General features: G+C 74.4%; 8 protein-coding genes and 2 tRNA genes. 6 read left to right on the top strand and 4 right to left on the bottom strand.

The window, feature by feature from the left end:
• Window positions 1–6: 6 nt before the first annotated feature.
• On the top strand, window positions 7–4,137 hold the full coding sequence (locus FB457_RS12135) for an FtsK/SpoIIIE domain-containing protein (protein ID WP_347613941.1): 4,131 nt from the start codon (window positions 7–9) through the stop codon (window positions 4,135–4,137).
• Window positions 4,134–6,170 carry a metallophosphoesterase family protein gene (locus tag FB457_RS12130; protein WP_047015654.1) on the top strand — a complete coding sequence of 679 codons (2,037 nt, stop codon included), beginning with the start codon at window positions 4,134–4,136 and terminating at the stop codon, window positions 6,168–6,170. The genes FB457_RS12135 and FB457_RS12130 overlap by 4 nt, the downstream gene beginning before the upstream one ends.
• A gap of 124 nt (window positions 6,171–6,294) precedes the next feature.
• Here the strand turns inward: FB457_RS12130 and FB457_RS12125 are convergent, their stop codons facing one another.
• Both FB457_RS12125 and FB457_RS12120 read right to left on the bottom strand, forming a co-directional pair.
• Complete coding sequence (locus tag FB457_RS12125; RefSeq protein ID WP_047015653.1) at window positions 6,295–7,896, bottom strand: FGGY family carbohydrate kinase; 1,602 nt, start codon at window positions 7,894–7,896, stop codon at window positions 6,295–6,297.
• A gap of 132 nt (window positions 7,897–8,028) precedes the next feature.
• Window positions 8,029–8,349, bottom strand: coding sequence for a hypothetical protein (locus FB457_RS12120; protein WP_047019881.1), 321 nt, complete (start codon window positions 8,347–8,349; stop codon window positions 8,029–8,031).
• A gap of 182 nt (window positions 8,350–8,531) precedes the next feature.
• Between FB457_RS12120 and FB457_RS12115 the strand changes: the two genes are divergently transcribed.
• Together FB457_RS12115 and FB457_RS12110 are read left to right on the top strand one after the other, a co-directional pair.
• Window positions 8,532–8,604, top strand: a tRNA-Asn gene (locus FB457_RS12115).
• 220 nt (window positions 8,605–8,824) lie between these two features.
• A tRNA-Ile gene (locus tag FB457_RS12110) sits at window positions 8,825–8,898 on the top strand.
• A gap of 240 nt (window positions 8,899–9,138) precedes the next feature.
• On the opposite strand, the gene FB457_RS12105 is transcribed toward FB457_RS12110, so the two are convergent.
• On the bottom strand, window positions 9,139–10,119 hold the full coding sequence (locus FB457_RS12105) for a T3SS effector HopA1 family protein (RefSeq protein WP_145781843.1): 981 nt from the start codon (window positions 10,117–10,119) through the stop codon (window positions 9,139–9,141).
• Window positions 10,103–11,170 (bottom strand): class V lanthionine synthetase subunit LxmK, encoded by a 1,068-nt coding sequence (gene lxmK / locus FB457_RS12100; protein ID WP_052770277.1) that lies wholly within the window; start codon window positions 11,168–11,170, stop codon window positions 10,103–10,105. Before lxmK ends, FB457_RS12105 begins: the two co-directional genes overlap by 17 nt.
• Before the next feature lie 210 nt (window positions 11,171–11,380).
• Here lxmK and FB457_RS12095 point away from each other — a divergent pair, with 210 nt between their 5' ends.
• Window positions 11,381–12,550, top strand: coding sequence for a cytochrome P450 (locus FB457_RS12095; protein WP_253911196.1), 1,170 nt, complete (start codon window positions 11,381–11,383; stop codon window positions 12,548–12,550).
• Window positions 12,531–13,355: a class I SAM-dependent methyltransferase gene (locus FB457_RS12090; RefSeq protein WP_052770276.1), complete on the top strand. Its 825-nt coding sequence runs from the start codon at window positions 12,531–12,533 to the stop codon at window positions 13,353–13,355. Before FB457_RS12095 ends, FB457_RS12090 begins: the two co-directional genes overlap by 20 nt.
• Window position 13,356 lies beyond the last annotated feature (1 nt).

Raw genomic sequence — 13,356 nt, 5'->3', positions numbered from 1 at the left:
CCGGGGGTGACCACGGAACGGATGGTGACGGTCGTCCTGCCGGGCGGCGCGGAGCGGGACGTGGTGCTGGGAGCGCCGGACAGCGCGCGGGTGTCGGTGGTGGCGCAGGCGCTCGGCGTCTGGTGCGGCGGACGCCCGGGCCCGGAGCGGCTGTTCCTCGCCGACGCCACGGAACTGCCGCCCGGCGTCGCCCTCGCGGACGTGCCCGTTCGCCCCGGAAGCAGGCTCTGGCTCGGCGAACCGCCCGCCGACCCGCGGTGGAGCCTCGGCACGCCCGAGGCGATGCACGGCGAACTCCTCAGGAAAGGCATCGCGGAACCGCGCGACGGCGGCACGCTCCTCGTCTCCCACCGCCGACGCGGGGCAGCGGAGCCCGGGCGCGGCGGCTGGCGCCGCCTGCTGACGCGCGAGCGGCGTCGTCCGGGCTACGAGCCGTGGCTCGTGAACCCTCGCCTGTTGCTGAGTAGCCCGGCTGAGCTGTGGCATCGTGCCGCGGACAGCGTGGAGTTCCTTCGTCTTGCGCTGGGCTACACGATCAACCCCCGCGAGGAGGGCCTGCCGCCGATCACGGTGGACCTGCCCCGCACCGGGGTCCTCGGCCTTGCGGGGCGGCACGCGGCAGGTGAGGTCGGCGCGTGGCTCGTCGCCCAGATCGTGGCCACGCACAGCCCCGCCGATGTCGACGTGCGCGTGCTGAGCACCGGCCGGGACGACGCCGCCTGGGACTTCCTCCGCTTTCTTCCCGGCACGTCCTCCTCCGGCCCGCGGATCACCCACGACGCCGGGGCGGCGGCCCGGCACCTCGGCGACCTGCTCGGCCGCCGCTCAGCCCACCGCGGGGGTACGCAGCCGGCCGCGGCCGTGCTGGTCCTGGACGGTGCCCGCAGGCTGGGCGCGCTGCCGGGGGTGAAGGAACTCCTCAGGAGCGGACCCCGGTACGGGGTGTTCTCGATCTGCCTGGAGAACGAGGTGCAACTGCTGCCCGCCGAGTGCCGCACGGTGGCCGAGACCGACGGGTCCGCCCGGCTGTGGCGGGAGGGGGAACTCGTCAACGCCGACTGGTACGCACACCGGGCGCGCCCTGCAGGGACCGACCGCGTCGGCCGTATCCTCGCGCCGCTGCGCGATCCCGCCTCCGAGCAGCCGGACAGCCCCCGGCTGCTCGGCCTGCTCGACCTGCCGCTGTTCGACATGGACGCGCAGCGGCAGCGCTGGGCGCGCCCCTCCCACGGGCTCTCCGCCCCGATCGGCGAGTCCCAGGGCGTGCCGGTGGCCATCGACCTCGTACGCGACGGGCCGCACGCCCTCGTCGCCGGCACGACCGGTTCCGGCAAGACGGAGTTCCTGCGCACCTGGATCGCCTCGATGGCCGCCTGCCACCCGCCCGACGCCGTGTCGTTCGTGCTGGTGGACTACAAGGGCGGCAGCGCCTTCGCCGACTGCGCCCGGTTGCCGCACACCGTCGACGTCATCGTCGACTTCGACGCGTACCTCGTCGAACGCACCCTCACCGGACTCGCCGCCGAGCTGCGCAGGCGCGAGGAACTGCTGCTGCGGACCGGGGTGCACGACATCGGCCAGTACACCGACCTGTTCCGCGCCGGCGACATGCGGGCGGCGGAGCCGCTGCCGCGGATGGTGCTCGTCGTGGACGAGTTCGCCTCGCTCACCCGGGAGTTCCCCGACTTCGTCAGCGGCCTCGTGGAGATCGCCCGGCGCGGCCGCTCCCTGGGCGTGCACCTCGTGCTCGCCACCCAGCGCCCCGGCGGCGTGGTGACCCCCGACATCCGGGCCAACACCAACCTGCGGATCGCGCTGCGCCTCGTGGACCGGAACGAGAGCACGGACGTGATCGACGAGCCGGACGCGGCCTGGCTCGGCAAGTCGGAGCCGGGGGCCGCGTACGTGCGCACCGGGGCGGAGACCCTCGTGCGCCTGCGCACCGCGCGCGTCGGCGTCCGCCACGCGCCCGTCCCCGAGCACTGGTCGGACGTGCGGGTACGCGACGCGCACGGCGATCCGGAGGACAGCGGCTCGCTGCGCGTGGAGTCCGAGCCCACCGGCATGACGGACCTCACCAGCCTGGTCCACCAACTCGCCGCCGCCGCCGCCGTCCTCGGCATCCCCCGGCCGCCCGCGTTCCTGCCGCCGCCGCTCGCCGACGTGATCCAGCTCGACGCACCGCTGGCCGAGACGGACCTGCCCGAGCGCGGGCGCGACCTCGTGCCCGTCCCCATCGGCCTCGCGGACGTGCCGGAGGACCAGTTCCGTACCGTCGCCGTGCTCGACCTCGCCGACAAGCTGCCGCTGCTCGCCGCGGGCGGCCCGCGCAGCGGGCGCTCGCAGCTCCTGCGCACCGTCGCCGGCTCCGTCGCCCGCCAGCACAGCAGCGCCGACGTGCACCTCTACGGCATCGACTGCGGCACCGGCGCCCTCCAGGCGCTCACCGAACTCCCGCACTGCGGCGCCGTCGTCTCCCGCAACGAACGCGACCGGCTCACCCGGCTGCTGGACCGGCTCACCACCACCGTGCGGGTCCGGCAGTCGCAGCTGGCCGCGGAGGCGTTCGCCGACGCCGCCGCGCAGCGGCAGGCGGTGGCGGCGCACCGGCGGCTGCCGTACCTGCTGGTGTTCGTGGACGGCTGGGAGGGCTTCGTCGACGCGATGCAGGACGTCGACTACGGCAGGCCCGTCGAGGACTTCCTGCGGCTCTGCAGGGAGGGCCCGCGGGTGGGGGTCTGCCCGGTCGTCGTGGGCGGGCCGCAGGTGCTCCACGGCCGGATCAGGGCGGCGGCGGCGGACGTGCTCGTGCTGCGGCAGGCCGATGAGACGGACTACGTGGACGCGGGCATCCGCCCCCGGCTCGTGCCCGGCCGCATGCCGCCGGGGCGCGCGCTGTACGCCGAGGGCAGGGACCGTACCGTCGTGCAGATCGCCCTCCTGCCGGGGGGCGCCGAGACCGGCCGCGGCCAGGCCGAGGCGCTGGCGCGGATCGGCGCCGCGGCGCGGCAGCGGGACGCCGGAGTGCCGCCCACGCGGCGGCCGTTCCGGGTCGACGCGCTGGACCTGGCCGCCGACCGGTTCCACGTCGGCGGCGGTACCGGCCGTCCCGTCGGCCGCGACGCGGAGCTGTACTGGCTGCGCGACCGGTACGCCACCGGCACCTCCGTCGCACTGCTCGGCCCGCGCCGGGCGGGCAAGACGTGGGTGCTCGGCGAGCTGGAGCGGCGCCTCGTCGCGGACGGCGCAGGACAGGTCCGCAAGCTCACCGTCCCGCACCGCGCCAGCCCCGTCGACAGCCCCGACCAGCTCGCCGCCCTCCTCGACCCCGCCGTGCGCGGCGCGACCAGCCCCGCCGAGGCACTGCTCAACCGGGCCGCCGACCGCGCGGCGCGCGCCGACCGGGAGGCGTTCCTCCTCGACGAGGTCGGCCGGCTCGCCGAGTACCACCCCGCGGCCGTCTCCTGGCTGCGCGACCTCGGCCAGGCCGGCGCGTGGCTCGTCTACACCGGCACCGAGAAGGACTGGCAGACCGTCGTCCGCTCCGCGCTCACCGCCCCCGGCTCCAGCTTCGGCAACGACGTCGACAAGCGCATCCTCGGCCCTCTCGGCGAGCCGCATGCGCTGGCCTTCCTCACCGGCACCGCCGCGAACCTCGGCGTCGACATCGCCCCCGACCGCGCGGGCGCGCGGATCCTCGCGCTGGTCGGCACCTGGCCGTTCTACCTCCAGGTGATGGGCGACGCGGTCGTACGGGCCGTGCAGGCGGACGACCGCCGCCCGCTGACGAGCGGTCCCGCGCTCGAAGAGCTGTGCAGGCAGGAGCTGCTGATCGGGCGCAGCGAGCAGTTCCAGTCCCGCTGGGCGGAGATCGGCCCCGCGGGCCGTGCCGCGCTGCTGCACACGCCCGGCGCGCCCCCGCCGGAGCCGGCGCCCGCGCAGCGCATGGAGCTGCGCGACGTGGGGCTGCTCCGGCCGGGCGACGTGTGGCTGGCGGACCGGCCGTTCTTCGACTGGATCGCGCTGAGCCAGGTATCGCTGCGGGACGAGTCGTTACGCGGCCGGGGCCGGCGCGTGCCGCCGGGAGAAGAGCCACGGGCCGAGGGCCCCCGAACCGATGAGGAGCAAGCCCCATGAGCCGCTTCCGGCCGAGCCGGGCCTACCAGCCCGAGCTGGACGTCCGGTTCCCCGGCGACCACGTGCCCGGCTGGGCGCGTCCGCTGGTCGAGGGCCAACTGCCCAACTCCGCCGCGTGGCTGGTGGAGCTGCCCCGGCGGGCGGGCAAGACGTGGCTGGCGCACGCGGTCGAACGGGCCAGGGCGGAGCGGTTGTCGCTCCGGGTCGACCTGCGCTCGACGGCCGGGGCGGTGCGGCGCAGCGGGCTCGGATGCCTGACGGGCGGCAAGCAGGCGCCGCGGGTGGCGCCGGGGTGCGTGGTGCTGGTCGACGAACCGGCGGTGGCGCGGGGCGCGGAGGACGGCGCCCGGGCCCGTACGCGGAACGCCCCGGCCGCGCCGGGCGCCCCCACCCGCCCCGCGGGGGGCGGCGTCGACCCCGCGGCGCTGGCGGCGGGTCTCGAACAGGTACGGGAGGCGGGCGCGGTGCCCGTCGTCTTCGCCACCCCCGCAGAGCAGTTGCTGCTCGCCCCGCACCTCGGCGCCGACGCGCCCAAGGACGTGCTCCGGCCGCCGCGGCTGGCCGACGGCGAGTGCGCGCGCATGGCCGGGCGCGCCCCGGAGTGGGCGCCCGTGGTCGTCGAGCTGCTGCGGGCGGCGGAGCCCGCCTGGCTGCAGACCCCGTTCCTCCTCGAACTCGCCCTGCAGACCGCCGAGGAGCACCCCGCGCTCCGCACCGACGCGGCGCGGCTGGCGACGGCCGCGTACGAGGAGGCGTGCGGCCGGCACCAGTACGTACCGCAGTGGTTCCACGACGGCCTCGCCGCCGAGCACCGGGCGGCGCTGCGGGCGCGGCGGTGGCACGACGCGGGCGTGGAGATCGCCGTACGGGCCGCGCACACGCCGCCCGCCGACGACCCCGTCCTCGCCCGGCACCTGCCCGACGTGCTCCGCATCCACCACGTCACCGACCTCCACCACGGCGGCGGGTTGCGCGCCAACGTGGACGCCAAGGACACCTCGCAGGCCGGGCAGCGGCTCGCCGAACTGGCGGGCGCGGGCTCGCCGCTGGACGCGTACCTGGACCACGTGCGCCAACTCGCGGACCAGGGCCGGGCGCCGCACCTGGTCATCGCCACCGGCGACCTCGTCAACCGGCCAGTCGACGCCGACGGCGAGACGGCCCTCGCCTGGCTGCGCGCACTGGAGGACCTGCTCGCCGGCCACCCGGACCTGCGCCCCGGCGACCCGCGGGTGCTCCTCACCGGCGGCAACCACGACGTGTCCTGGGAGCTGTGCCTGGACGACGACCCGCAGGCGCGGCACCGCTGGTTCGCCCGGATCTTCGCGGCCTATCCGCACCCCGACCTGCACGAGCCCGACACCGCGGCCCGCCGCGTCTACGTCACCTACCCGGACGCAGGACTGCGGGTGGCGCTCCTCGGCACCGCCGAGTCCGGCGGCGAGCCGGCGCACGACCGGGACCGCGAGCGGCTGGAGCGGTTCCGCGAGACGTACGTGGCGGCGGCGGACGCGGCGGACGAGGACGCCGTACGCCGCGTCGTACTGGAATTCGAGCGCCACGACCCCGGCGTCATCGCCCGGGGCGTACTCGACCGGCTGACGCGCGAACCGGGCTACGTCACCCTGGCGGCCCTGCACCACCCGCTGTCGCCGGTGCCCGCGGTGGAGATCGCCCCGTACTCGGGGGTGGTCAACGCGGGCCAGGCGAAGTGGACCATGGCGGAGGCCGCCACGTCCCTGGTCCTCCACGGCCACACCCACCTCGGCTTCACCGCGGCCGAGCGGCTGCTGGGCACCGCCCGCCCCTGGACCACCCGCATCGCGGGCGCCCCGGCGCTCGGCAGCCGGGAGTCGGACGAGCGCAACGGGTACAACGAGGTGTTCGTCGCCCGCGAGGGCGGCGACCACGCGCTGGCGCTCCGCACGGTCCGCTACGAGGCCGGCACCTGGACCCCGGGCCCCACCGTCGGCTTCACCCCCGGCGCGCCGGACGAGACCCCCCTGACCCTCCTCTGCGGCGACCGGGCCTGACCCTGGCGCGCCTGAAGGGACGACGCCGAAGCCGCCGGCCGCCTCTGGGCGTCCCCTCGGCGCACGAGCCCGCCCGGCCCTCGGGGTGCGCGTCCTGGCCTGACGTCCCGCAGGCCAACCTGGCTCAGCTCTGCGGCACTTCCTGCTCCGCCCGCTGCTCCTGGTCCTCCGACCCGGGCTGCCCGGGCCCCGGCTCGCCGCCGGCCGTGTCCCCGGCCGCCACCGCACCCGCCGTGCCGGCTGCAAGCCCCCCCGTGCCGGCCGCAAGCCCGAGCGCACCGGGGTACACCGACTCCCGTACGGCCGCGTACTGCTGCCGTACCGCCTGGCCCAGGGCCTCCTCCTCGTCCGCCTCGAACGTCTCGTGCGGCCCCGTCTCCCACACCGGAGGAGCATCCGCGCCGAGCCGGCCCTCCGCCACCCCCAGCGCCCAGGCCGCCTGCCGGGCCGCGCCGAGGGCCGCGTAGTCCGCGGACGCCGGGACCACGACCTGCGCCTGGAAGATCGCCGGCGCCAGCGCCTGCACCGCCGGGAGGCCCGCCGCGGCGCCGAGGAGGAAGACGCGGCGCACGCGCACGCCCCGGGTGCGCAGCACCTCCAGCGCGTCCGCGAGGCCGCACAGCATGCCCTCGAAGGCCGCGCGCGCCAGGTGCTCGGGGCGCATGCTCTCGCGGCGCAGGCCGTGCAGGGAGCCCGCGGTCTGGGGCAGGCTCGGGGTCCGCTCGCCGTCGAGGTACGGCAGGAGCACGAGCCCGTGGGCGCCGGGCGTGGAGGTGAGCGCCAGCTCGGAGAGCCGCTCCAGGTCGGTCGGCGCCAGGCCCAGCAGCTCGGCGGCGCCGCGCAGGGCCCGGACGGCGTTGAGGGTGTGGACGACCGGCAGGTGCATGCCGGTGGCGTCGGCGAGCGCGGTGATGGTGCCGCCGGCGTCGGGCAGCGCCGCGTCGTGGACGGCGTAGACCGCGCCGGAGGCGCCGAGGGTGACGACCGCGTCGCCGGTGCCGAGGCCGAGACCGAAGACGGCGGCCATGGTCTCCCCGGTACCTGCGGAGATCAGCAGCCCCTCGGGGGTGCGCCCGGCCGCCTCGGCGGGGCCGAGCACCTCCGGCAGCCCGGCCTCGTGGCCCAGGGCCAGCTCGACGAGGTCGCGGCGCCACTCGCCGGCGTGCGCGGACCAGTAGCCGGTGGTGGAGGCGGAGCCGCGGTCGGTGGTGCGGCGGGCGGGCCTGCCGAGCAACTGCCAGACCAGCCAGTCGTGCGGGGTCATGAGCTGCGCGGTGCGCTTGGCGTGGTCGGGCTCGGTGGCGGCGAACCGGCGCAGCTTGGTGACGGGCAGCTTCGCGTCCGGCACGGCACCGACGGCCTCCGCCCACGCCGCCCGGCCGCCCAGCTCGCCGGCGAGGTCGGCGGCGGCGCCCTGGGCCCGCTTGTCGTTGCCGGTGAGCGCGTGGCGTACGGGCGCGCCCGCAGCGTCCAGCGGTATGACCGCGTGCTGCTGGGCGGCGACCCCGATGGCCTGTACGCCCTCCAGCACGCCGCCGTCGGCGGCCTCGCCGAGCGAGAGGAGCCACGTCTGCGGATCGGCCTCGTACGCCGGCGTCGTCTCGTCCGCGGACTCGGACACCGGGTGCGGCGCGTAGCCCTGCTTGAGTACCGCGCCGGTGTCGGCGTCGCAGACGACGATGTTGGTGCCTTCAGGCGAGCTGTCCAGACCGGCGACTATCCCCATGCCGCAGATGATGCCCTATCCGGGGAGCCGCTCGGGCACCGGCGGGGATTCAACCGGCGGGACGGACGGGATCCGGCCCGCCGGGCGCGGCGCCGGCTCGAACCGGCGCGCGCCCGGCGGGCGGGCCCGGGATCAGGTGTTCGTCGTACCCCAGTCGTCGGACTCCTCGCGCCGGCCGCGCGTGCCGTTCGCGTGCCCGCTCCCGAGGAAGTGCACGCGCGAGGCGACGTTCTCCGGCACCACGTCCGCGAACTTCGTGGAGAGCGTGCTCGCCGCCTTGGTCACGGCGTCCCGGCTGGTCAGCGCGGCGGCCTCGGCGGCGTTGCGCACCGCGGGGGACTCGCTGAACTGCTGCGCCGCCTTCCGCAACTGCTCGTAGCGCTCGCGCCCGGCCCGACTGCCCAGGACGTACCCGACGGCGATCCCCGCAACGAAGCTCACCCGGTACCGCATGGTCTCCACCTTCCCTCGGACTTCCTCCACTGGGCTGTTCCCACCCTGCTGTCACCGGTACGGGTACCCGGAGGAGGGGAGGGGTGAATACCGATTTCGGAGCGGACCCAGCCATGCGCTAATGTATGGCGAGCAGCACAGGAGCGCCCCCCGGGAGCCGGAAGGGCCTCCGTGCGGAGCAGTCCTCCGTAGCTCAATCGGCAGAGCAGCCGGCTGTTAACCGGCAGGTTACTGGTTCGAGTCCAGTCGGGGGAGCAGGAAAGCGAAGGCCCCGAACGGGGCCTTCGCTCCTTTCTGCCCGTACGACCCTGTCGGCCCACCGCCGCCCCCCGGAACCGGAAGCGGTCCACCCGCGTCCTTCCGGACATGCGCAGCGGCCCGGCCCCGCCTTGGCGACGGGGTCTCCGGGCGACAGATCGTATGAGCGGCTATGCTGCGGCAGACGGCGCGCACATCTGTACGTGACGCGCCGGACGGGGCGGTAGCTCAGCCGGTTAGAGCAACGGACTCATAATCCGTCGGCCGTGGGTTCGAGTCCCACCCGCCCCACCCAGATCCTCCCCCGAAGGATCGTTTCGACCAGGGGTTACTTGCTGAATCCCCGTCGGCGTCCGCGTCCCGGACGGCCGCAGAGATCGTTTGCTGGCCCGACAGCCGCGTGAGCACGGGTTCGGCCGTGCCATCCGCAGGGGCGCGACTTTCAGCTCGGTTGCGATGAGCCGCGGGACCGCCTGGACCTGCCGCTGCCGCAGCGTGAGCTTCGCTCCCGGTATGCGGGCCGCAAGGCGGTCAGTGTGCGGGCGGGGTGTCCACCGCAAGGAAATCCAGCGGTGGCGAGTCGAGGTTCCGGTACGGAGCGCGGGGGTCGATGCCGGCTCCGCGCAGGGCCGCCGCAACCGCGTCGGCCTTCGGTGCCTCGCCTCCGCCGAGTGCGTGCTCCATCAGCCCGGTGGCGACGGCCATGGCACGGTGCTCCCCGAAGCTCAGCCGCCGACCGGCCCCTTCCGCAGCAGGCGGTTCCCAGGCGACGGCAGCGCCGGGTGCGAGCTGTGCGGCGAAGGCGGACACATCCGCACCCTGGCCCGGCAGGCCCGCGGACGACGACGCCACGTCCACCGCCGCGCTCCAGTCCGCGGGGCCCAGATAGACCACCAGGCCGTCGCGGCGGGGAAGGAACGCCGACGACGAGCTGACCTTGGCTCGGTACGGGACCTCCCGGTCCTCCAGACAGCGAAGCACCGCCGACCACACGGCGGGCACGGCTTCGGCGGCGTCCAGGTGCACGTACACCCGCAGCAAGGGTGTCCCGCGCGGGCCGCCCCGGCTGCCGTCGGCCAGGAAGTAGCCCGGGGACAGGGCGGGCCTGGCGGCGGGCAGCGCGACGCTCACCCGGCCCTCGTCCGCCTCTCCCCGCACACGTTCGGCCGGCACCCGGACACGCACGCCCCCGATGTCGGCGAGCAGTTCTCCTGCCCGCCATTCCGCCGGCCGCGCGCGTACGACCGTGTCCCGGTGCGGCATGGCGGCCAGCAGTCGGGACTCGACGGCCGCGTCCCGCCGGGCGCCGGACATCCAGGTCTCCGGTCCGAGTGCGAGCCCCGCGTGCAGCCGCTCATAGACGGCGAGTTGCAGCAGCGTCCGGAGGTGGATCGGTCCCTCGGCGACGAGTTCCTCCCCCCAGGCCAGGGCCGAGCGTCCGCCACGGCGGACGGTCACCCGGCACAGCGCGTCCTTGATACCTCCGGGCAGCGGATTATCCGCGTGCGTCATCGAACCGCTCCGTCCTTGTGAGCCTGGCGAGGTCCGCGGGGGCCAGGAGAGCGGTCCGGGCAAGCCCGAACACGGCGTGGTGGAACGCCCCGAGCCGCACCATGCCGGCACCGTGGGTGAGCAGCCGGTCGAGAAGGTGCCATCCCGCGAAGGACGCGGCCCGCTGCGGCAGGCCGGGATCGTCCGGTGCCCGGACCGAGCAGTAGCCGAGCCAGAACGCCGTCATCACCGGCTGCACGCTCCCCAGTTCGGCGGCCACCTGCGCTGGGCCGCCGGCGGGCCGCTCCCCGGCGCGGGCCGGCCGGTACGCGGTCGCCATGGCCTCGAACAGCCACTCGCCCAGCAGCGCGCCGATGTCACGTGCGGCGTCTGCGACGCGGAACTCCTCCCAGTCCACGAGGTATGCCGCGCCGTCGACGAACAAGAACTGATCCAACCGGACATCGCAGTGGGCCGGGACGCAGCGGACCTCGCGCTCCCGGCGGCGCAACGCCCGCACGGCGTCGCAGAGCCCGGCATCCCGCTGCAGCAGCCGCCACAACTGGATCTCGGCCCCGCTCGCACCCGTGTACCAGGACAGCGGGATGGCCTCCAACTGCTCTGTCGGCGGGAGCACCAAGGTCTCGGGGTCGAGTGACGCGTCCTCCTTCGGCTCGGGCGGCTGGGCCCGGTGGAGTGCGCCGATGGCCTCGCCCACCTCCCGGGCGGATGCGGGCCCGAAGCGGCCCTTCCTCACCAGCTCGTCCGCGGAGACCGCGGGTGCCAGCAGTTCGTGGACCACGAGGCGTTCCTCTTCGTCGACACCGAGGAGCGCCGGCCGGTGTACACCCGGAAGGTGCAGGTTTTCCAGAGCCCGTACCCGCGCCAGGCCCGGTACGGTCTCGCGCTTGACGAAGACACCGCGGCCCTCGGACGTCATGCCGGAGCACTTGTCGTGACGTCCCGGATGCGCCGCCACCGATTCCGGCACGAGCGCGCTCATGCCGAGTTTCGCCAGACAGGCGTCGACGATGCCGAGATCGAGTACGGGCGCATTCCACGGCCGGATCATGCAGTGCATTCTGCTGCCGTGACATACACGGGATATACGCGCTGCCTACGTTCCGCGGAGAACTGCCGCAAACGCCGCGGCGGTCTGCTCTAGGGTGTATACGTGCCGACTGATATCGCAGAGGCGGGACGCACTCTCGCCGACCCCCATGCCTATGCCGAGGAAGTCAGGCTGTATTCGGCGCTTTCGCTCCTGCGTCGGGAATCTCCGGTGCACTGGGTCGAAGCGCCCGGATACAACCCGTTCTGGGGGGTGACGCGGCACGCCGACATCCAGGACGTCGAGCGCCGCAGCGCCGTCTTCCGCAACGGACCCCGGCCCATGCTCGTCAGCCGCGCGATGGATGAGATAAACCGCCGGCGGGAACAGGACGATGCGGTGCTGCGCCCGCTCGTGCACCTCGACGGCCCGGAGCACAGCACGATGCGGTCGGTCACCGCCGACTGGTTCCGGCCCCCAAGGCTCAGGCGCCTCGACCGCACCGTTCGCACCCTTGCGCGGCGCACCGTCGACCACATGGCGCGGATAGGGAATTCCTGCGAGTTCGTCGGCCAGGTCGCGGACGTCTACGCCCTCCACGTCCTGCTTTCCCTGCTCGGAATTCCCGAGAGCGAGTACGAGACGATTTTCCGTTTCACCCCTGCCGCCCGCCGTTCGCTGCCCCGCCGGGCCAGGCAGGCGGCGATGGACGACTTCCACACGTACTTCTCGGAGTTGGCGGCACGTCGCCGTGGCCACTCCGCGGACGACCTGGCCTCGGTCATCGCCAACGCCGGCGTCGCCGGTCGGCGGCTCACCCCACGCCAGACCCTCGCCCAGTACGTCATCATCATCGCCGCCGGCCACGACACCACCAGCGCCACGATCGCGGGCGGCCTGCACGCACTCATCGGGAATCCCAGCCAGCTCCGCCTGCTCCGTGACGATCCGGGACTGCTGGACACCGCGGTGGAGGAGATCATCCGCTGGGTAACTCCCGTCAAGGCGTTCATGCGGACGGCCGTTGAGGACGACGCACTGCGGGGCGTGCACATACGAAGAGGTGAATCGCTGCTGCTGTCGTACCCCTCGGCCAACCGCGACGCGGAGGTCTTCGAGCGCCCGGACGAGTTCGACGTCCGGCGGCGGCCCAACAGACACCTGTCCTTCGGATACGGCGTTCACCACTGCCTGGGCGCCGCGCTGGCACGCATGGAGATACGCGCCTTCTTCGCCGAACTCGTTCCCAGGCTCCTGTCCGTGGAACTCGCGGGGAAACCGGAGCTCATCAGGACCACCTTCTCCGGCGGGCTCAAGTACCTCCCCATCCGGTATTCCGTCGCCCCGGCCCGCACTCCGCACCGCAACGGAAAGGGTCCCCATGCATGCGAGGACCGATGAGACCGCGGACGGACCCGTCCACGGGGATGCCTTCGGCATGCAACTGGCCGATTCCGTGCGGCACGCGCGCCCGGTGACGGCGTTCGTGGAGCGTTCCGACGGGCTGATCATCCCGTCCGGGTCGGCGCAGTGGCTGGACGAGGAGGGCGACTGGCCGCCGGAGGTCTGCGCATTGCTGGGCCGGGCCCGCGGCCGCGTGCTCGACGCGGGCGCGGGAGCGGGCAGGCACGCCGTGCATCTGGCCCGAAAGAACCATGACGTCACAGCGCTCGACAACTCGCCTCTGGCGCTCGGACTGTGCGAGCGGCGAGGCGTCGCACGCATCGTGCTCGGCGAACTCGCGTCCGTCGCCGCCCTCTTCCGCGGCACACCGCCGTTCGCGACCGTGCTCTTGCTGGGCAACAACGTGGGGCTGCTGGGCTCAGAGGCGATGGGGGCCGGGATTCTCCGCCAGTTGCACGCGATCACGGCCGACGACGCGGTCATACTCGCCGAAGGCAGGCGCCCTGTCGACGGCACCGTGGAGAACGCCGCGTACGTGGAACGCAACCGGATGCTCGGCAGACTCCCGGGCGAACTGCGGATGCGTATCCGCTACCGGACCACCGCTACGGACTGGTTCCCGTACCTGTTCTGCACCCCGTCGGAACTCGCCGCCATCGCCTCGGCCGCCCATTGGACGATGGCGGAGGTCACCGCCTTCCGCTACCCGCACGACTCCCCACGGCACGCCCCGCTCTCATACACGGCCGTGCTGCGCAAGAGCGCACAGGACGGCACCGCCGCGGGCCCGGCGGTGCCGTGAC

The sequence above is a fragment of the Streptomyces sp. CNZ287 genome (assembly GCF_007827615.1).
Note: the sequence above shows the minus strand (reverse complement) of the source record. Positions and strands in the feature narration are given on the sequence as shown.

What these genes read in the sequence shown, in the direction of transcription:
- FB457_RS12125 (WP_047015653.1), bottom strand. Translation starts at nt 7,896, where the DNA reads ATGGGGATAGTCGCCGGTCTGGACAGCTCGCCTGAAGGCACCAACATC.
- FB457_RS12130 (WP_047015654.1), top strand. Translation starts at nt 4,134, where the DNA reads ATGAGCCGCTTCCGGCCGAGCCGGGCCTACCAGCCCGAGCTGGACGTC.
- lxmK (WP_052770277.1), bottom strand. Translation starts at nt 11,170, where the DNA reads ATGATCCGGCCGTGGAATGCGCCCGTACTCGATCTCGGCATCGTCGAC.
- FB457_RS12090 (WP_052770276.1), top strand. Translation starts at nt 12,531, where the DNA reads ATGCATGCGAGGACCGATGAGACCGCGGACGGACCCGTCCACGGGGAT.
- FB457_RS12105 (WP_145781843.1), bottom strand. Translation starts at nt 10,119, where the DNA reads ATGACGCACGCGGATAATCCGCTGCCCGGAGGTATCAAGGACGCGCTG.
- FB457_RS12120 (WP_047019881.1), bottom strand. Translation starts at nt 8,349, where the DNA reads ATGCGGTACCGGGTGAGCTTCGTTGCGGGGATCGCCGTCGGGTACGTC.